General features: G+C 37.7%; 19 protein-coding genes. 1 reads left to right on the top strand and 18 read right to left on the bottom strand.

Going from position 1 to position 19464, the window contains the following annotated elements; genetic code table 11:
- The first annotated feature begins 78 nt into the window (after positions 1 to 78).
- A complete protein-coding gene (locus HMPREF3031_RS04895) occupies positions 79 to 1671 on the top strand; it encodes a hypothetical protein (protein ID WP_002480678.1) in 1593 nt (530 codons plus the stop codon).
- Positions 1672 to 1766: 95 nt separating this feature from the next.
- Here the strand turns inward: HMPREF3031_RS04895 and HMPREF3031_RS04890 are convergent, their stop codons facing one another.
- The 18 genes from HMPREF3031_RS04890 to sdaAB all read right to left on the bottom strand — a co-directional run bounded on the left by HMPREF3031_RS04890 (position 1767) and on the right by sdaAB (position 19259).
- On the bottom strand, positions 1767 to 2081 hold the full coding sequence (locus tag HMPREF3031_RS04890) for a YxeA family protein (protein WP_002480677.1): 315 nt from the start codon (positions 2079 to 2081) through the stop codon (positions 1767 to 1769).
- Positions 2082 to 2260: 179 nt separating this feature from the next.
- Positions 2261 to 2611 carry a 50S ribosomal protein L19 gene (gene rplS, locus HMPREF3031_RS04885; RefSeq protein WP_002480676.1) on the bottom strand — a complete coding sequence of 117 codons (351 nt, stop codon included), beginning with the start codon at positions 2609 to 2611 and terminating at the stop codon, positions 2261 to 2263.
- Between the two features lie 105 nt (positions 2612 to 2716).
- Positions 2717 to 3454: a tRNA (guanosine(37)-N1)-methyltransferase TrmD gene (trmD, locus tag HMPREF3031_RS04880; RefSeq protein WP_002480675.1), complete on the bottom strand. Its 738-nt coding sequence runs from the start codon at positions 3452 to 3454 to the stop codon at positions 2717 to 2719.
- The gene (gene rimM, locus HMPREF3031_RS04875; RefSeq protein WP_002480674.1) at positions 3451 to 3954 is read right to left on the bottom strand and encodes a ribosome maturation factor RimM; all 504 of its coding nucleotides are present in this window, start codon (positions 3952 to 3954) and stop codon (positions 3451 to 3453) included. Before rimM ends, trmD begins: the two co-directional genes overlap by 4 nt.
- Positions 3955 to 4066: 112 nt before the next feature.
- Positions 4067 to 4345, bottom strand: coding sequence for a 30S ribosomal protein S16 (gene rpsP, locus HMPREF3031_RS04870; RefSeq protein ID WP_002480673.1), 279 nt, complete (start codon positions 4343 to 4345; stop codon positions 4067 to 4069).
- A 161-nt stretch (positions 4346 to 4506) separates the two neighbouring features.
- Complete coding sequence (gene ffh, locus HMPREF3031_RS04865) at positions 4507 to 5874, bottom strand: signal recognition particle protein (protein WP_002480672.1); 1368 nt, start codon at positions 5872 to 5874, stop codon at positions 4507 to 4509.
- 13 nt (positions 5875 to 5887) lie between these two features.
- Positions 5888 to 6220, bottom strand: coding sequence for a putative DNA-binding protein (locus HMPREF3031_RS04860; protein ID WP_002480671.1), 333 nt, complete (start codon positions 6218 to 6220; stop codon positions 5888 to 5890).
- Positions 6207 to 7442 (bottom strand): signal recognition particle-docking protein FtsY, encoded by a 1236-nt coding sequence (ftsY, locus tag HMPREF3031_RS04855; RefSeq protein WP_002480670.1) that lies wholly within the window; start codon positions 7440 to 7442, stop codon positions 6207 to 6209. The genes HMPREF3031_RS04860 and ftsY overlap by 14 nt, the downstream gene beginning before the upstream one ends.
- Entirely contained in the window at positions 7439 to 11008 is a 3570-nt protein-coding gene (smc, locus tag HMPREF3031_RS04850; RefSeq protein WP_002480669.1) for a chromosome segregation protein SMC, read from the bottom strand. Before smc ends, ftsY begins: the two co-directional genes overlap by 4 nt.
- 40 nt (positions 11009 to 11048) lie before the next feature.
- Positions 11049 to 11756 (bottom strand): ribonuclease III, encoded by a 708-nt coding sequence (rnc, locus tag HMPREF3031_RS04845; RefSeq protein ID WP_373879098.1) that lies wholly within the window; start codon positions 11754 to 11756, stop codon positions 11049 to 11051.
- A gap of 159 nt (positions 11757 to 11915) precedes the next feature.
- Entirely contained in the window at positions 11916 to 12149 is a 234-nt protein-coding gene (locus HMPREF3031_RS04840; RefSeq protein WP_002480667.1) for an acyl carrier protein, read from the bottom strand.
- 124 nt (positions 12150 to 12273) lie between these two features.
- A complete protein-coding gene (gene fabG, locus HMPREF3031_RS04835; RefSeq protein WP_002480666.1) occupies positions 12274 to 13011 on the bottom strand; it encodes a 3-oxoacyl-[acyl-carrier-protein] reductase in 738 nt (245 codons plus the stop codon).
- Positions 13004 to 13930 (bottom strand): ACP S-malonyltransferase, encoded by a 927-nt coding sequence (gene fabD, locus HMPREF3031_RS04830; RefSeq protein ID WP_002480665.1) that lies wholly within the window; start codon positions 13928 to 13930, stop codon positions 13004 to 13006. The genes fabG and fabD overlap by 8 nt, the downstream gene beginning before the upstream one ends.
- Positions 13923 to 14909, bottom strand: coding sequence for a phosphate acyltransferase PlsX (plsX, locus tag HMPREF3031_RS04825; protein ID WP_002480664.1), 987 nt, complete (start codon positions 14907 to 14909; stop codon positions 13923 to 13925). Before plsX ends, fabD begins: the two co-directional genes overlap by 8 nt.
- A gap of 7 nt (positions 14910 to 14916) precedes the next feature.
- Positions 14917 to 15474: a transcription factor FapR gene (gene fapR, locus HMPREF3031_RS04820; RefSeq protein ID WP_002480663.1), complete on the bottom strand. Its 558-nt coding sequence runs from the start codon at positions 15472 to 15474 to the stop codon at positions 14917 to 14919.
- Positions 15475 to 15651: 177 nt separating this feature from the next.
- Positions 15652 to 17706, bottom strand: coding sequence for an ATP-dependent DNA helicase RecG (recG, locus tag HMPREF3031_RS04815; protein WP_070724642.1), 2055 nt, complete (start codon positions 17704 to 17706; stop codon positions 15652 to 15654).
- Between the two features lies 1 nt (position 17707).
- A complete protein-coding gene (sdaAA, locus tag HMPREF3031_RS04810; RefSeq protein ID WP_057511041.1) occupies positions 17708 to 18577 on the bottom strand; it encodes an L-serine ammonia-lyase, iron-sulfur-dependent, subunit alpha in 870 nt (289 codons plus the stop codon).
- Between the two features lies 1 nt (position 18578).
- Positions 18579 to 19259, bottom strand: coding sequence for an L-serine ammonia-lyase, iron-sulfur-dependent subunit beta (gene sdaAB, locus HMPREF3031_RS04805; protein WP_002480660.1), 681 nt, complete (start codon positions 19257 to 19259; stop codon positions 18579 to 18581).
- Between the last annotated feature and the right edge of the window lie 205 nt (positions 19260 to 19464).

Raw genomic sequence — 19464 nt, 5'->3', positions numbered from 1 at the left:
GCCTATTATCTTCTTACTTATACTATTTTTATATCTCTACTCCATTAACATTCGCCTAGAAAGGTTTGATTACACAACATGAAAGAACGTAACTACCAAAGCACCAATCACGAATATCTGAGTCACATACTTCCAAAATTTAACACTTCACTTTCTACTAAAGCACTTCAAAGTAACTCTATTTCCTATCAGACATTAATGAATCATTTCGATCATCTTCTAAATGCTTCTGAAAAAGCATTACTTGAGTCTGTTTTAAATTCCACACTTACGATAATCACACTTTCTAGAACAGACTATTATCAACTCACTCATTTGAAAGCGACATACTATATCATCCCTATTGCTAAAGACCGCTACTACCTCTCACCTGAATTTTTAAATGATTATAACCACTATTGTTTAAATGAAAAATATTCCTCCTTACCGTTGCTTGAAGATTGGGTTCATACAAAAATCGAAACTTTAGCTTCAATAGAAGAAAAGCGCAGGTTATATGAAACCATGGACTTTGAAACATGTTTAGCTGAACGTTATAACACAAAAAATTTAGACTTTATATGTGTGATGGCTAATATTAATAATTATGATCAACTGACTGATTCTGAAAAGTGTGCCTTAATCACCAAAAAAGTGATGAGAGATTATGGCTTATTTGAAAAACTAATTCAAATCGTGCCACCTTTACGTATACTTTTTGCGTATATGGTTTATGAGGATAGAAACAGTTTTGTAGGTGCAGAACTCCCTGGTGAAAATATTGCGGTCTTTATTTTGTTTAGCGACATTGAACTCAGTATGATTTATTTACCTTGTGACTTATTTGAACATTTAAAGTGTTATTTTAGTTTACGTGGTCTGCAGCCTGAAGAAATACTTAAACAGTCGATTGAAGATTTTACAGATCAAGCCTTAGATGAAGACCTTCAACAAGCGTTATTAAAAGATTTGTGCCATAATCGATTATCAGTCGGGGAAGCCAAAAAGGTTCTACCAGCTTTGATGCATAATAAAATCCAGGCAAATATTCTTACTGATTTAAACACTGAAACTAAAATCAAATTCTTTGAAGCACTTGTAAACTTATACGGATTTATCCCTATTAAAATTGTGGTCAAACTTTATAATTCATACTTTGAAGCACATGAAACCAGCGCATCTATAAAAGATAAGATAAGCACAGATTATAAAAGTCACATGGTTGCTATCAGCGATAATTATCTTACACATACGACGTTAAAAGAAGCTTACCAAACCCTAAATGCATTATATGAAACTGTCCCTTATTATTTACCTTCAACACTTATGACATTGTTTAAAGCCGCTACTTCAGAGGAGTGGATAGAAAATAAGAAATTCGAAGACAGTTTACTGTTTCTGAGAAGTAACATCAACCTTCAAGGAGAATCCTTTGATATTCCTATATATATGGTTGAGATTGCTATTTTCGAAGATGTCATTCTTCCTAATATCAAAATGGTGCCAAAAGAAGATGACTTGAAGGATGCTGTACAAATGTGGAAAGCACAAGGATTGTATAACAATGTAAAAACGAAACATGTTTTAAAACATGTCAAAATTGTTTATTCTAAAGTGAGACTATGGGCATACAGAGGACATAACCAACGAGAATACAATGAAATCATTCATCAATATCACACACATCAATAGCCAAGTGCAGATGATTGGAATAGTGACAATTCTATCTAAACTATATAAATAAAAGAATCGCCTTCTCTATTAAAATGGCGATTCTTTAATCGTTCTTATTCTTTTACATCTTTAGGCAATGTATCGAGATAATGGATTTCTTTCACATATTTCCCTTTATGAATAATCACGACATTCTCTTTTTGAGGATCAAAACCATTGAATGTAAGCTTATAAGGCACGCGTTCTCCATCTTTTGAATACGCTTGAACATTTTCATAAAACTGCGTACCTTTCTCAACTTTCGCATATGATTTTTCAGTCGTTAGAAACGGATTGACACGGTCTGTGAATTCGTTCCTGACAATACTGACTGCGACAACCGCAAAGAATAATAATATCGCAATCGTTACTAAAACCTTCTTTTTCATTTACTTCTACTCCTTCTATGATGATTTTCTAGTTGTACTTGTAAAAATAAAGACTTCATTTTATAGAATGCTTTTATTATACCTAATTTTTCAGAATTTTCATACGACAATTTACATAAAAAAAGACTGTTCCATGATTAGGAACAGTCTTGTCTACTCGTATGTCTATCTGTCTAAAATTAGCGAATTTCTTTAATTCTAGCAGCTTTACCACGTAAGTTACGTAAGTAGTAAAGTTTAGCACGTCTAACTTTACCGCGACGAGTCACTTCGATTTTTTCAATTTTTGGTGTGTGTAATGGGAATGTACGTTCCACACCTACACCAGATGAAATTTTACGAACTGTGAAAGTTTCTGAAACTCCGCCACCGCGACGTTTGATTACGACACCTTCGAAGACTTGGATACGTTCACGAGTACCTTCGACGATACGTACGTGTACACGTACAGTGTCACCGGCACGGAAGTTTGGTAAGTCTGTGCGTAATTGTGATTTAGTAACTGCTTCGATTAATTTGTGATTACTCATTTTATTATTCTCTCCTTCAAACTATGTTCTTGCCTCGACAACAAAATAGCAGCGGATCATAGTGATTTTTCGTGCTTAGCACACTTAAATAATATTAGCACACTGCTATTTGGTTTTCAATTGGTTTTTGTAGTTTTCAAGTATTTTTTCATCTTCTGATGTTAATGGATACTTTGTTAGTAAATCGGGTCTTTTGACAAATGTTCTAATTAATTTTTGTTCATGTCGCCATGCATCAATGTTTGCGTGATTACCTGATAATAAGACGTCTGGTACTTTCATACCTTCAAATTCTCTTGGACGTGTGTATTGCGGAAACTCTAATAAACCATCAGAGAATGAGTCATCTTGATGTGACTGTTGATTGCCGAGTACACCTGGAATCAAGCGTACAATCGCATCTGTCATGCTCATCGCAGGCAATTCTCCACCTGTTAATACATAATCTCCAATTGAGATTTCATCAGTCACTAAATGTTCTCTGATACGTTCATCATAGCCTTCATAATGACCACAAATAAACACTAAGTGTTCTGCTTGGCTCAATTCTTCTGCCACTGCTTGTGAGAAGGGTTTGCCTTGTGGGCACATTAATATCACACGTGTATTTTCTGTCGTCTCAAGGTCTTTCATCGCATTAAAGACAGGTTCTGGTTTCAATACCATACCTTGACCGCCGCCGAATGGATAATCATCAACTTGATTATGTTTATTAACCGCATAATCTCTGAAATTGACGGTGTTCACTGTTAGAATCTCTTTCTCTTGTGCACGCTTTAAAATAGAATGATTTAATACGCCATCAAACATTTCTGGAAACAGCGTTAAATAATCAATTTTCACTCGTCGAACATTCCTTCCAATGGCGTAATTTGAATACGGCGCCCAGAGACATCTACTTCTTGGACAACATCTGCGATATAGGGAATCAAGTACTCTTTATCACCTTGAACGACCCATACATCATTGGCACCTGTTTCAAAAATTTCTTTCACACGACCAATCGGTGTTTCACCATCAAAAACTGTGCAGCCGATAATGTCGGAATAGTAAAACTCATGTTCATCAAGTTCAATTGCTTCATGATCACGCTCTTGTGTCAGAATATCACCTTTAAAGTGCTCCACATCATTAATGTTGTTGATACCTTCAAATGTCAACATATGGAACCCTTTGTGCATACGATAAGAAGCAACTGTTAACGCAATTTCTTCGCCTTTGTGATTCAATGTCAAAACTTCACCAGGTTGAAAGCGTGTGTCTGTAAAATCTGAGTTAGATTTCACACGTACCTCACCTTTTATCCCATGTGTATTTACAATTTTACCGACTTCTACTTTCATGCACATTGCCTCCAATATTTGGTCTCGTGAAAAAAGCTCCAATACTTAACAATAACCCTAAGACAAGTGTATTGTCTCAGGGTTATGAGATTAAAGCAACTTATAGCTTAAATTACTTAGATTGACGTTGGTCGTCGAATTTTTTCAAAATACCTTCTTTAGATAAGATATTGTGAACTGTATCAGTTGGTTTCGCACCGTTAGCTAACCATTTAAGTGCTAACTCTTCGTCGATTTTAACTGTTTGTGACGCATCTTTAGTAACCGGATCATAAGTTCCGATTTGTTCGATGATACGACCATCACGTGGCGCACGAGCATCTGCTGCTACGATACGGTAGAATGGATTTCTTTTTGAGCCTAAACGTGTTAAACGAATTTTAACTGCCATGTATAATTCTCTCCTTTGAGTCTTTGTTTTCTTTTCTACAAGAAATAATAATAACAGGTATCAGAAAGTTTGTAAAGAGGTTTCTCTTTACAAATTTTATTTTTTATCTCTAATACACAGTAAAAGGTGTTGTAAGTCGCTGCTCACAACACCTTTTTCGATTAGAACGGCAAGTTCATGCCTTTCATCATATTTTCAATTTGACTGCGTTTGCCTTTTTTACCTTTGCCTCCGCCAGTAAATTGTTTCATCATTTTCTTCATGTCATTGAATTGTTTCATCAAACGGTTAACTTCTTGAAGTGAACGACCTGATCCTTTTGCGATACGTTTCTTACGAGATACGTTTAAGATTTCTGGTCTTTCACGTTCAGCTAAAGTCATAGATTGGATAATTGCTTTGATATGATCGATTTGTTTATCGCTCATATTCAACTTATCCATACCTTTCATTTTGCCCATACCCGGAATCATTTTCATGATTTCATCTAATGGTCCAAGATTTTTAACTTGGTCTAATTGTTCTAAGAAATCATCTAATGTAAATGAAGCAGTACGCATTTTCTTCTCTAAATCTTTTGCTTTAGATTCATCTACATCTTGTTGAGCTTTCTCGATTAAACTTAACACATCACCCATACCTAAGATACGTGACGCCATACGTTCAGGGTGGAACAATTCTAAACCGTCAAGTTTCTCACTGACACCAATAAATTTAATCGGTTTTTGCGTAACAGAACGGATAGATAAAGCTGCACCGCCTCGAGTGTCACCATCAAGTTTTGTTAAAGTAACACCTGTTACACCTAATTGATCATCAAATGATTGCGCAACGTTGACTGCATCTTGACCAGTCATCGCATCTACAACCAACATAATTTCATTTGGTTTAGACAATTCTTTAACTTCAGCTAATTCGTTCATCAGTTTTTCATCAATATGCAGACGACCTGCTGTATCGATAATCACAAAGTCTAAATGTTCTTCTTTAGCATGTTTTAATGCATTGTCAACGATTTGTTGCGGTTGGACTTGGTCGCCTTCACTATAGACTGGAATGTCTAATTGTTTACCGACTGTTTGAAGTTGGTCAATCGCTGCTGGACGATAGATATCGGCTGCAACCAACAATGGTTTCTTATTGTATTTTTTACGCATTAATAATGCTAATTTACCTGCAGTTGTCGTTTTACCTGCACCTTGCAGACCAACCATCATCACAACTGTCGGCGGTTTATTTGCCATATTAACCGTCGCATTTTCGCCGCCCATTAATTGTGTTAATTCATCTTTAACGATTTTGATAACCTGTTGGCCAGGTGTTAAAGATTGCATGACATCTGAACCTAAAGCACGTTCAGAAACAGTTTTGATAAATGATTTTACCACTTTGAAGTTAACATCGGCTTCAAGCAATGCAAGACGCACTTCACGCATCATTGCTTTAATATCCGCTTCAGTCACTTTCCCTTTTCCTCGGATCTTCTGCATGGTCGCTTGTAAACGATCGGATAATCCTTCAAATGCCATCCAAGTGACCTCCTTATTCTAATTCTTCTAGTTTCTCAATATATTGTTTCAAGGCATCCGGATCTTCAATAGATGCTTTCATTTGAGTATAAATTTCACGACGTTGTTCAAATTTTGAATAAAGCGCTAATTTCGCTTCATAATCTTCTACTAAATCACCAGTTCTTCTTATGTTATCATATACTGCTTGGCGACTCACATCAAAAGTATCTGCGATTTCGCTCAAAGAGTAATCTTCAAGATAAAATAATTCCAAATAATTACGTTGTTTTTTCGTCAATAAAGATTGATAAAAATCAAACAAGTAATTCATGCGCAATGTTTTAACTAAATCATTTTTGCTCATCAGGTGTGTCACCGTCGTTTTCTGTTGTTTCTGCTGCTTCTTCTTGATGTTCTTCAACTGTTTGTTCAATCATGTCCGCAAATAAGCCATAAACATAGCTTTCAGGATCGAATGGTTGTAAGTCATCTAATTGCTCACCTAAACCGACATATTTAACTGGAATATGCAGTTCATTACGGATGGCTAATACAATACCACCTTTAGCAGTACCGTCAAGTTTTGTTAATACAATACCTGTGACATTCGTTACATCTTTGAAGTTACGTGCTTGTGATAATGCGTTTTGTCCAGTTGTCGCATCAAGGCAAAGCAATACTTCATGTGGCGCATCTGGAACCGCACGTCCGATGACACGTTTCATTTTTTCTAACTCATTCATCAAGTTCGCTTTGTTTTGTAAACGTCCTGCAGTGTCACAGATTAAAATATCGACACCTTGGTGTTTGGCCGCATTAATCGCATCATACATCACCGCTGCTGGGTCTGAACCTTCGCTTTGGCTGATAACATCTACTCCGACACGTTCGCCCCATACTTTTAATTGGTTGATTGCACCGGCTCTGAATGTATCACCTGCCGCAAGCATCACTTTCTTGCCTTCTGCTTTATAACGGTGTGCCAATTTACCGATAGTAGTCGTTTTACCTACACCATTGACACCGACCATTAAGATGACATTCAAACGGCCATCTTCTAAGTTCATCACTTCAGAATTATCGTCTTCTTGTTGATAAATTTCTACAATTTTTTCAACGATAACTTCTTTTAAGTCTTCTGTTTCTTTAATGTTACGTCGTTGTGCTTCTGTACGTAGTTCATCAACTAATTCCATCACTGTGTTGAAACCTACGTCAGCAGTAATCAACATTTCTTCTAAGGCTTCGAAGAAATCTTCATCCACAGTACGATAACGTGCAATCAAGTTATTTAATTGCTCTTGGAAGTTTTCACGTGATTTCTCTAAACCTTGTCTGAATTTCGCACCTAATTTTTGAGATTCAATTTCTTCAAATTCTTCAATAGAAATTAAACCGTCATCAAAATCGAAATCATCTTTCGGTTCTTCTTTAGGTTTTGCTTCAGGTAACGTTGATTTTTCTTCTTTTTCAGCTGGTTTCTTGTCTTCTTCTGACGATTCCGTTTGGTCCAAGTCTTGAAGCTCTTTTTCTTCTTCCGTTGGTTTGCCCGCAAACTTATCTTTTAGTCGTTTAAAAAAGCTCATTTTTCTTCCTCCTTCAACACTTCATCTATCGTATTTAAATTCACACTTACCAGTTTAGATACACCAGATTCTTGCATAGTAATACCATATAGTCTATCAGCCGCTTCCATTGTTCCTTTACGGTGTGTAATCACAATAAACTGTGTCTTCTCAGATAATTGTCTTAAGTAATTCGCATAACGAATCACATTCGCCTCATCTAAAGCCGCTTCTACTTCATCTAGTATAACAAATGGTGCTGAGCGTACTTTCAATAACGCAAATAATAAAGCAATTGCACTTAATGCACGCTCTCCGCCACTAAGTAATGACAAATGCTGCAACTTCTTACCTGGTGGTTGTACGATAATTTCAACACCTGCAGTTAAATAGTCATCATCTGTTAATTTCAGTTCAGCTTGGCCGCCGCCGAATAACGATTTAAACACTTCTGAGAAATGTCCTTGAACCGCATGGAATGTTGTTTTGAATCGATCCATTACCGCTTGGTCCATTTCACGAATGATTTGTTCTAATGTCGCTTTCGCTTCTCTTAAATCAGTACGTTGTTCATCTAAGAAAGTAAAGCGTTCATACACTTCTTCAAACTGTTCAATCGCATTAAGGTTAACTGGACCTAATTCTTCAATCGACATTTTAGTCAATTTTACTTTCTGTCTTAAAGCGTCAATCGGCTCATCTTGTTCATAGAGGTCTTTTGCTGCTTCAAACGTTAAATGATAATCATCATTTAAGTGATCCATACTATGTGAAATCAACACATCCAATTTGGATTGCTCTGCTTTGATATCTTGATAGCTGTTTTCAATTGATAGGATATCGCGATGTGTTTCTTGAAGTTTGTCATCAAATTCTTCTATTGAAGCGTTCGTTTCTTGACGTTTACCTTTTAATACGTCTAAGCGTTCATTTAAATCTGCTTTTTCTTGTTGTTTGATTTCAATATCTTTTTGAATCGTTTCAAAAGCTTTTTGTCCTGTCACTTCATCAGAATTAAACAGCTCAATATCTTCTGCTAATTTTTCTTGTTGAAGTTGATTTTGTTTGATTTGATTATCAATACGTTCAAGTTGTTGACGTTGTGTTTTACTACGTTCTTTCAACACAGCTAAATCTGATTGCTTTTGATGCAATTGTTGCTGTAATTGTGCAGTACTTTCTTTACCTTCTTTAGATAATTGCGTCAAACTTTCGATTTGTTGCTCTAAATCGGCTAACTTTTTCGCGAGTTGTTCTTTTTGTTGTTGTTTCGCTTCTAAAGTTTCACGGCTCTTTTCACTTTGATAGCCATCATTTTTCTCAAATTCAAACTCTTCATGTTCACTCTTAATATGTGCTTCACTTTTCTTCAAACGGTCTAATTCTAGTTCGATATTATGCACCGCTTGTTTAGCTTCGTTATATTGTTGACTGATTTTTAAATATGTTTCACTCAATTGATTCGCTTCATCTTTGACTGCTTGAACTTCTTTTTCAAATTGAGTTGTCTGCTGTTCAAATTGTTTCAACTGTTCACGCAACTGCGTCAATTCATCACGTTGTGCTAAAATGCTTTTCGTCTGACGTTGACCGCCACCAGTCATAGAGCCGCCTGGATTCACGATATCGCCTTCTAGTGTCACAATACGTGTGCGATAACGAATCGCTTGTGCTAATTCATTTGCGTGTTTTAAATCATCAACAATAATGGTATTGCCGATCAAATTATAAATAATCGCACTATAGGTGTTATCTACACCGATTAAATCCGCAGCCACCCCGACAAAACCTGTTGCTTGTTGGGCAGTGTTCATAATATCTGCTTGTAAACGTCTTGGTTGAATGACATTTAACGGTAGGAATGTTGCTCTGCCTAAACGATTTTGTTTTAAATAAGCAATCGCTTGACGTCCATCTTTTTCAGTATCCACAATAATATGCTGCATAGAAGCACCTAATGCTGTTTCAATAGCTGTAGTTAATTCTGAGGGTACATCAATCACTTCTGCTACTGCGCCATGGATACCGTTCAATGGATTGTTTTTCGCTTTCAAGACATGTTTTACACCATTGAAGAAATACGTATAGTCTTCTTCACGACTGGTTAAACTTTCTATTTTAGCTTTCAATTTATCTGTATAACGGTACGCTTGGTATAACTTTTCTTCGTATTCGTTTTGTTTATTTTTCGTTTCAGTCAGTTGTGCTTCATTGTCTTTTTGTTGTTGCTCTAAGGAAGCTAATTGTTGTTGTTTTTCTTTTTGTTGTGCTGTGATTTGATTAATTTCAGACTGAATTGATTTTAATTGGTTGAACGCATCTAATAAACGACTATCTAAACGATTTTGTTTGGCTTCGTTTTCTTCAATAGTGCGTTGGAGGAAGCGAATATCGTTATTAACCTCTGATTGTTCAGACATTAAATCATAATAACTATTTTTAATCTCTTCAAGTTGCTCTTCATGATCTGCATCTGATACATATAATTGGTCTTCAAGCTTTTTCACTTCTGCAGCTAAACTTTGTTGTTTTTCAGTCAGTGTTTGTTTATCTGCTTTAGCTTGTTGTTGATCTTCAATCAGTTGTGCATGCTGTGCTTTCAATGCTTCTTGTTCTTCTTCATAACGCGCATTCGTTTGTGATTGGTTACGCTTACGTTCTTCTAATACATTCAGCTGACCTGATAATTTTTCTGCTGCTTCTGTTGCTTGGACTAACTGATAATTCAAGCGTTCAATTTCATCGTTTTGTTGATTTAATTCCGCTTTATAATTCGCTAGCGTGCGAGAATAGCGATTTTGGTCTGCTTCTTTTTGCGCTTGTTGGCTCTTTAAGATATTTAAGCGTTCATCTGCTTTACTGATAGCTTCGTTATACTCATTAATATCATGAACCGTCACCAATACATCGCTTTTCTTCATTTCTTTAGATAAATGTTGGTACTCTTTCGCAATCGCTGCTTCTTCTCTTAAAGGTTCTACACGACCTTCTAAATCATACAAAATATCTTCAACACGATTTAAGTTTTCTTCTGTTTGATCTAACTTTTGAACAGATGCTGCTTTACGTTTTTTATACTTTAATACACCTGCAGATTCTTCAATAATTTGACGTCTGTCAGCAGGTTTCGCATTCAAGATTTCATCTACACGACCCTGTGAGATAATACTGAATGCTTCTTTACCTAGTCCTGAATCTAAAAAGAGATCTGTGATATCTCTTAAACGGGCACGTTCGTTATTTAAATAATACGCACTCTCGCCGCTGCGGTACAGCCTGCGTGTAACGATGATTTCGTCTTCTTCAACGTTTAATTGATGTGCATGATTATCTAATTTTAATCGAACTTCCGCATAGTTTTGTGCTTTGCGATGTTCTGCGCCGGAAAAGATAATATCTTCCATTTTCGAACCGCGTAAAGATTTCGCAGATTGTTCACCTAAGACCCATTTGATGGCATCTGTTACGTTACTTTTACCGCTGCCGTTCGGACCTACAATTGCGGTCACACCTTGGTCAAAGTGGACTTCAGTTTGCTGCGCAAACGATTTGAATCCGACTGCATTGATTGATTTTAAATAAACCATACTTCACTCGATCTCCCTATCACTGTTTGACACAGCTTGTTCATTGTTTCTGATTCATCACTTTATAAGCCTTCTCTGCGGCTTTTTGTTCTGATTCTTTCTTCGTTCTGCCTTGGCCTTCTGCCACCGCTTCACCTTCTAATAATACTTCTGAGGTAAAGAGACGGTGATGTGCTGGACCTTCTTCATGAATTAAACGATATGTGACACTGCCTTTATTCAAGCGATGAATATATTCTTGGAATTGTGTTTTAAAGTCAATGACACCCATTAGCGCATCATCTTCAACGTAGGGGAAGATAACTTCTTGCGCAAATTGCCATACCACATCTAATCCTTGGTCTAAGTATAAAGCGCCTACAAAAGCTTCAAAGGCATCTGATACGAGCGATGGACGTGTACGTCCACCTGTTTTTTCTTCGCCTTTACCAAGTAGGATTAATTCATTTAATTTGATTTTATTCGCAAATATTACAAGTGAGGGTTCACAAACGATGGTCGCGCGCAATTTTGTCAGATTCCCTTCAGGCAATCCTGGATATTTGTCATATAAATACCGTGAAACCGTCAATTCTAATACCGCATCTCCTAAGAACTCTAAGCGCTCATTATGCGCAAGTCGGTCCATATTAAAATCGTTGATAAAACTGGAATGTGAAAATGCTTGTTGATATAGAGGTAAATGGTCATACGTGAGATGTAACATCTCCATTTTTTGTGCAAACTTTTGATTAAAAGCCTGCAGCATAGCGTCTTTCTTATGCTTGGTCAAAAGATGACCTCCTTTTAATTTTACAGAATACAACATCGCGCTGTATGCGCTTATGTGTCTCATTTTACGTGAATTTAATGCAAAACAAAAGAAAAATCTGAGTCGCTGATTAAGACGACTCAGATAATATTGTTATTATTTTTCAAGGTTATTGATGAAGTTTACTGCGTCACCAACTGTATTGATTTTTTCAGCTTCTTCATCTGGAATTTCAGTACCGAACTCGTCTTCTAATTCCATAACTAATTCTGCGATATCAAGTGAGTCAGCGCCTAAATCATCTTTGAAAGATGCATCTTCAGTTACTTTGTCAGCATCTACACCTAAACGGTCAACGATGATATCTTTAACTTTATCGAAGTTTTCCACGTCGATTCACCTCCTTTAAAAAGCCTATACGACTCTATTATTTTCCCATTTTATCATCAAGAATACAAGTAGGATTACCCCACAAAATAGTGTAATCCCACTACTTCTCGTGAATTAATGGTTATTATTCCATAAACATACCGCCATTAACATGGATAGTTTGGCCAGTAATGTATTTTGCTTTGTCAGAAGCTAAGAAAGCTACTGTGTTCGCAATGTCTGTATCTTCGCCGAAACGGCCTAATGGAATTTGTGATTTCATTTGATCTTTAAGGTCGTCATTCAACGCATCTGTCATATCAGAAACGATAAAGCCTGGTGCTACTGCGTTAACTGTAATGTTACGTGACGCAAGTTCACGTGCTGCAGTTTTTGTTAAACCGATAACCCCTGCTTTAGTCGCAACGTAGTTTGCTTGACCAGGGTTGCCGACTGCGCCCACCACACTAGATAAGTTGATGATTGCACCGCTTCTTTGTTTCATCATTTGACGTGTTGCTTTTTGAATACAATTGAACACACCTTTTAAGTTTGTGTTGATCACGTCATCCCATTCTTGTTCTTTCATACGCATTAATAAGTTATCACGTGTAATACCTGCGTTGTTGACTAATACGTCTAAAGAACCGAATTGTTTTACGACTTCTTGAATCATGTCTTTAACTTCATCAGGATTTGCGACATTTGCTTGAATCGCAAAGGATTCAACGCCTTTATCCTTGATTTCTGCGACAACTGCTTCTGCTTTGTCTTTATTGCCCGCATAGTTGACTGCGACATTATAACCTTCTTCAGCTAACTGTAACGCAATACTGCGTCCAATACCTCTTGAAGCTCCTGTTACTAATGCACTTTTACTCATGTTCATTCCATCCTTTAACATCTTCGAGTGTTTGAATCGAAGTTAATTTAACGTCTCTGTTGATTTTCTTGATTAAGCCCGATAAAACTTTGCCTGGTCCGATTTCAATAAAGTGGTCGACACCTTGTTCAATTAAATACTCAGTTGATTGAATGAATTGAACTGGTGAATACAATTGTTTGACCATGTTTTGTTTAATCACTTCTGCGTCAGTTTCAGCTTGCGCATGGTAGTTTTGAACAACCGGAATTTCAGCATCGTGCCATTCGAATTGATTGATGTAATCTTCGAAGTCTTTTTCAATGACTTGCATCATAGATGAGTGGAAAGGTCCTGACACTTTTAATGGTAAGACACGTTTCGCACCTAAGCTTTTACCTTCTTTCACAATACGATCAATCGCTGTTTTATGGCCTGAAACTACAACTTGACCTGGTGAGTTGATGTTCGCCGGTTCAATAATAGAACCTTCTTCTGATAAATCTTCACAGATTTTTGCGACATCATCATAATCTAAACCAAGTACCGCTGCCATGCTGCCGACACCGCTTGGGAAAGCTTGTGCCATCAATTCGCCTCTTTTACGGACGATTTTAACCGCATCTTCGAATGCTAAGACTTTTGCTGCGACTAAACTTGAATACTCACCCAAGCTGTGTCCCATTGTATAGTCCGCATCAACATCACCTAATGCGTTTAATAACGCAATACTATGTGTTAACAATGCCGGTTGTGTGTTTTCAGTTTCGCCTAGTTTACCTTCTTCATCTGTAAACATAGTTTCTAATAAATCAAAGCCTGCCGCATCTTGTGCAGCATCTAAAATTTCAGTAGCTTTTGTATCTTGTTGATACAAATCTTGCGCCATACCTACTTTTTGTGCACCTTGTCCTGGAAAAATAATTGCTGTTTTACCCATTTTGTTCACCTACCGTCTCTTTCATTACTTCAACAATATGTTGTTCTCCTGCAATTTTCGCTTGGCGAATCGCAGAATAAAAAGCTCTCGCATTAGAACTGCCATGTGCTTTAACCACAATACCATCTAAGCCAAGTAATACAGAACCGCCATATTCAGCGTAATCCATTTTTTTGCTCATGTTGCTTAAGTCTTTCTTCAAGACTAAGGCAGCTAATTTATTTTTAAAGCTTGCCATTAATGTAGACTTTAACATTTTACCGATTGATTTCGCAGTGCCTTCTAAATTCTTTAAGACCATATTGCCTGTAAAGCCATCAGTGACCACGACATCAGCCGCATCTTCCATTAAAGTTTTCGCTTCAACATTTCCTGAGAAATAGAATGATGGATCAGCTTTCATTAAATCATACGTCGCTTTCGTTAAACTGTTACCTTTTTTCGCTTCAGTTCCGATGTTTAATAATGCGACTTTCGGTGTGCCGATTCCACGGATTTTCTCAGCGTAAATATTGCCGAGTTGCGCATACTGTAATAAATGCTCCGGTTTCGCATCCGCATTTGCACCTACATCTAAGAACACAAAACCTTTACCTGAAACTGTCGGTAAAGTTACAACTAATGCTGGACGTGCGACACCTTTAATACGGCCGACAATAAATAAACCTGCTGACATCAAAGCACCGGTATTACCAGCTGAGACACAACCAGAAGCTTCACCGTCTTTAACTGCTTGTGCAGCTCTGACCATTGAACTGTCTTTTTTACGTTTAATGGCACGAACCGGCTCATCTTCCATTTCGATTTCTTCAGTCGTATGACGGAAATCCAAACGGTCATGTTTTAGTGTGCACTGTGCTTCATCTCCGAATAAAATTATATGTAAATCTGGGAAGTCATTCAACGCTTGCTCTACCGCTTCTAACACGATACCCGGTGCGTCATCTCCGCCCATCATATCAATGGCTAATGTCACCATTTCGTGATCACTCCTCGTTATAATAATACATTTTAAATGTACCTTTAAAAACACATTTATCTTTCACATAAGACGAAACCGCAACAGTAATATATTTCGAACCGAAATCAACCACTTGCGCAAAGGCATGGACTGTATCATGCAGTTTCACTTGTTTTAAAAACGTCACTTGGCTTTCTCTCGTCAGCACCATACTCTTTTGGATTAAAGCAACGCATAACGAATTCGCTTGCGCAAAAAGAATATGTCCACGTGCAATGTCATTACGTGTAAAGACTGAATCTTCCGTAATATAAATCAAAGATTCTGCAGTCACATCTGGTTCTACCCGGATTAAATCTCCGATAATCTCATTTCCTTCTATTGCACGAATATGCTTATAGTTATGCTCAGCAACGGTTTTAATACGTTTACGTAATTCTGGAATCTTCAAAAACGTTCTATCTAATCTGATGGTTTGGATACTGACAGAAAATAAATCACTGAGTTCATTATCAGTCATAAAGGGGTTTTCCTGCAGTCGTTGTTTGATAGCTTCACGTCGTTCTTGTTTCTTCAACTTCATCGCTTTACCCCCTAATTAGTACCAAGTCTTAAGACTACCTACATATCATATCATTTTCTCTTAAATTTGCTCAACAAAAAACACAACAGCCTAATTAAGTATAGTGTATCGAAATTAGTCTGTTGTGTCATGTATTGTTAAATCAAAAGGATTTGTCATTATTTAAAGCGTTCATTTTTAATCAAAACTTGTATGCAAGAGATTTTGTTCTACAAAGTTGCGCAAAATCGCGTATTGGTCTGTAAAGAAGACACCTGATTGAATAAGTTCTGCCGCTTCATCTCTTGCGACTTCTAACATACGATAATCTTCGACTATGTTTGCGACTAAGAAATCAGGCAGACCACTTTGTTTTACCCCGAAGAAATCACCAGGTCCACGCATTTCTAAGTCACGCTCACTCAGTTCAAATCCATCTGTCGTTTGCGTCATAATAGTCATACGCTCAATCCCTGTTTCTGTTTTAGGAGAGGCAATCAGCACACAATAACTTTGATGGTCGCTACGACCGACACGACCTCTTAACTGATGGAGTGTAGATAAACCGAAACGATCAGCATCATAAATAATCATAAATGTCGCATTCGGTACGTTTACACCCACTTCAACCACTGTAGTTGAAACTAAAATATCAATGTCATGTTGGTTAAAGCGCTGCATTACATCATCTTTTTCATCTGCAGGCATTTTACCGTGCAGTAAGCCGACGCGACCGACACCATAATGTTGTTCGAGTGATTCATATAACTCTACGACGTTTTGTACATCTTCTAAGTGTTCCGAACTCTCAATGAGCGGACTGATCACATAAGCTTGTCTGCCTTTATTTAACTCTGCTGTCATTTGGTTTAGGACCGATTCATAGGCTTCATGTTTTGCCCACATCGTTTTAATTGGTTTACGCCCTTTAGGCAATTGTTTAATCGATGACACATCCATTTCACCGAAAACAGAAATGGCTAACGTTCTTGGAATCGGTGTCGCAGTCATAAAGAGCACATTCGTCATGGCTCCCTTTTCACGTAATGCTTGACGTTGGTTAACACCGAAGCGATGTTGTTCATCGGTAATCACTAGTCCTACATTTTGGAAAGAGACATCATCTTGAATCAAGGCATGTGTACCGATTAGACAATCAATTGTGCCGTTTTCAAGTTGCTCTAGTAAGAGTTTTCGCTTCTTACCTTTAACTGAACCTGTCAGTAACGCAACATTCATGCGGTCGCCAAATAGCTCCGTTAAACTTTCCGCATGTTGTTCCGCTAAGATTTCAGTCGGTACCATTAAGGCAGATTGATAACCTGCTGTCTTTAAGGCATACATACATAAAGCGGCTACGACTGTTTTACCAGAACCTACGTCACCTTGGAGGAGGCGGTGCATGCGAAGCGGTGCTTTCAAATCTCTGAAAATTTCATTCACTGCAGTTTTTTGCGCATCCGTTAATTCAAACGGTAAACTGTCAATAAAATCTTTGACTTGTGCTAAATCATAATCAATTTCAATCGCTTCATCACTCGATTTTTCTAAACGATTCAACCACTGCATCCGCAATTCAAATAAAAACAACTCAGTAAAAGCGTATGTTCTGCGCGCTTTTAATAACGCCGTTTTATTATCTGCGTAATGCAATGTTCTAATCGTTGACGCTAACGACTCTAGTTTATATTTTTGACGTAAATCTTCAGATAGCCATTCGTTGATCTCAATATCATCTAACACTTTACGAATGATATCTCGAAGCGTCTTTTGTTTAATGCCTTCTTTAATACGATAGACAGGTTCTAATTGTTCGCCATCTTGTGCTTGCTCTGGCTGATTCGTCGTAAAGAGACGCATGCCATTGATTTCTTGTTTCGCACGATTCCATTTACCTTTAATTGTCACATGGTCATGCAAGTTGATTTTCTTTTTTAAATACGGTTGGTTAAAAAACACAGCTTTTACCGCTATATTGTTGACCTTTAAATGGACAGTAACTTTAGAACGGTTTCTGCCAAAAAAAGCGACAGTGGGCGTTGTGTAAACTTCGCCGACCACTGTCACAGTTGATTGATCTTCTGCTTCGTTTAAATCTACCACACTATTATCTTCATAGCGTACAGGTAAATAAAGCACTAAATCTTCTACGTTATAAATATTTAATTCATTTAACACCGCTATACGTTTTGGACCTAAACCTTTGATTTGGTCTAACGTATACGGCTGATCAATGAGGTTTACTTTAGACATGTTAATCACCAAATATTTGTTGTTTTAAGCGTTGGCCGGTTGGTGTTCCAGCGAGGCCGCCACGTCCTGTTTCACGCAGTGCAGAAGGCATCGTCTGCCCGATACGATACATTGCTTCTATCACTTCATCTGTCGGAATACGCGACGTCACGCCCGCAAGTGCCATATCCGCTGACACAAGCGCATTCGAAGCACCTGCCGCATTTCTCTTTACGCAAGGCACTTCAACTAATCCCGCTACCGGGTCACATACTAAACCTAGCATATTCTTCATACAAATTGCAAAAGCTTCAGCTGATTGCTGCGGCGTACCACCAGCCATTTCAACCGTTGCGGCTGCAGCCATCGCAGCGGCAGAACCGACTTCTGCCTGACAGCCGCCTGATGCACCAGAAATGGATGCGTTATTCGCAACCACAAAGCCGAATGCACCTGCTGTCAACAAGAAGTTCAACATATCACGTTGCGTAGGATTAAAGCGATGCTTAATCGCAAATAATACACCCGGCACAACCCCTGCAGAACCCGCAGTCGGTGTCGCACAAATTTTCCCCATTGCCGCGTTCACTTCATTGGTCGCCACTGCTTTACTCACCGCATCTAATAAAATCGGACCCGATAAAGCTTGTCCGCTTTCTAAATATCTTTTAATCAGTACTGCATCGCCACCCGTTAAACCCGTTGTAGAAGTCACCCCGTTTAAGCCTTCTTCTAAGGCATTTTCCATCGTTTTAAAATGATGCGACATCCCCGCATATACTTCCTCAGCCGTCGCACCCGTCACATCCATTTCTTGCTCTAACATAATTTCATGAATCGCTTTGTCTTCAGTTTCACATCTCTTTACTAATTCTTCTACTGTTTGAAACATCTTATATCCCCCTCTCTTTCCAATCTTCCATTAAGGATACCGCTGTAACATCATTAACCATTCTAATTTGATCTAAGATAGCTTCATCCGGTCTTTCATCTAATTCACAAGTCATCAATGCAGAATCTCCTTTTTCTTTACGCGCAACTTGCATAGAACCGACATTAATACTGGCTTCTCCTAAAATATTCGTGACTCGTCCGATAGTTCCGAAGGTATCTCGATGAAAGACTAATAATGTTGGATAGTTACCTGAGATACTGATTGGAAAACCATTAATAGCGACAATTTCAATTTTGCCTCCACCGATAGAAACACCCTCAACAGATAACGTTTGATCACCTTTCGACATACTTAATACCGTCGTATTCGGATGCGGTTTATCTTCATGCATAGAAATAAAGTTAACAGTCATTCCTAATTCTTCTGCCGTCTGTAAACTGGTCTTGATACGGTCATCGTCTGTATCATAACCAAGCAAGCCTCCAACTAATGCAACATCTGTCCCATGACCTTGATAGGTTTCCATAAACGAACCATATAAATAAATATCGACACGGTCTGGCAAATCCCCGAATAATTCACGTGCAACCATTCCGATTCTAACTGCCCCTGCAGTATGAGACGATGAAGGTCCGACCATCGTCGGTCCGATAATTTCAAAGACGCTTTTAAATTTCATGTTAATTCCCCCTCGCATTAATTTTTGATTATTGCAACTATTTTAAATATTATAACAATTATTCTCGTAAATAAGCACTTATTTTTACACTAATCTTACAAAACTTTTGTATTTCATCGTTTTTGTCATGTACAAACTATAAGTTTTCTATATTTATGCTTACACACAGAAAAATCCACTTAGACCGCTTTAGTCTAAGTGAATT

This window comes from Staphylococcus sp. HMSC072B07 (assembly GCF_001815505.1).
Lineage (GTDB): Bacteria > Bacillota > Bacilli > Staphylococcales > Staphylococcaceae > Staphylococcus > Staphylococcus simulans.
The sequence above is the reverse complement of the archived record's forward strand: the minus strand, read 5'-3'. Positions and strand labels throughout refer to the sequence as shown.

Coding starts and splice junctions, on each gene's coding strand:
- HMPREF3031_RS04895 (WP_002480678.1), top strand. CDS start 79: ATGAAAGAACGTAACTACCAAAGCACCAATCACGAATATCTGAGTCAC.
- HMPREF3031_RS04890 (WP_002480677.1), bottom strand. CDS start 2,081: ATGAAAAAGAAGGTTTTAGTAACGATTGCGATATTATTATTCTTTGCG.
- rplS (WP_002480676.1), bottom strand. CDS start 2,611: ATGAGTAATCACAAATTAATCGAAGCAGTTACTAAATCACAATTACGC.
- rimM (WP_002480674.1), bottom strand. CDS start 3,954: ATGAAAGTAGAAGTCGGTAAAATTGTAAATACACATGGGATAAAAGGT.
- rpsP (WP_002480673.1), bottom strand. CDS start 4,345: ATGGCAGTTAAAATTCGTTTAACACGTTTAGGCTCAAAAAGAAATCCA.
- ffh (WP_002480672.1), bottom strand. CDS start 5,874: ATGGCATTTGAAGGATTATCCGATCGTTTACAAGCGACCATGCAGAAG.
- HMPREF3031_RS04860 (WP_002480671.1), bottom strand. CDS start 6,220: ATGAGCAAAAATGATTTAGTTAAAACATTGCGCATGAATTACTTGTTT.
- ftsY (WP_002480670.1), bottom strand. CDS start 7,442: ATGAGCTTTTTTAAACGACTAAAAGATAAGTTTGCGGGCAAACCAACG.
- smc (WP_002480669.1), bottom strand. CDS start 11,008: ATGGTTTATTTAAAATCAATCAATGCAGTCGGATTCAAATCGTTTGCG.
- rnc (WP_373879098.1), bottom strand. CDS start 11,756: ATGCTGCAGGCTTTTAATCAAAAGTTTGCACAAAAAATGGAGATGTTA.
- fabG (WP_002480666.1), bottom strand. CDS start 13,011: ATGAGTAAAAGTGCATTAGTAACAGGAGCTTCAAGAGGTATTGGACGC.
- fabD (WP_002480665.1), bottom strand. CDS start 13,930: ATGGGTAAAACAGCAATTATTTTTCCAGGACAAGGTGCACAAAAAGTA.
- plsX (WP_002480664.1), bottom strand. CDS start 14,909: ATGGTGACATTAGCCATTGATATGATGGGCGGAGATGACGCACCGGGT.
- fapR (WP_002480663.1), bottom strand. CDS start 15,474: ATGAAGTTGAAGAAACAAGAACGACGTGAAGCTATCAAACAACGACTG.
- recG (WP_070724642.1), bottom strand. CDS start 17,706: ATGTCTAAAGTAAACCTCATTGATCAGCCGTATACGTTAGACCAAATC.
- sdaAA (WP_057511041.1), bottom strand. CDS start 18,577: ATGTTTCAAACAGTAGAAGAATTAGTAAAGAGATGTGAAACTGAAGAC.
- sdaAB (WP_002480660.1), bottom strand. CDS start 19,259: ATGAAATTTAAAAGCGTCTTTGAAATTATCGGACCGACGATGGTCGGA.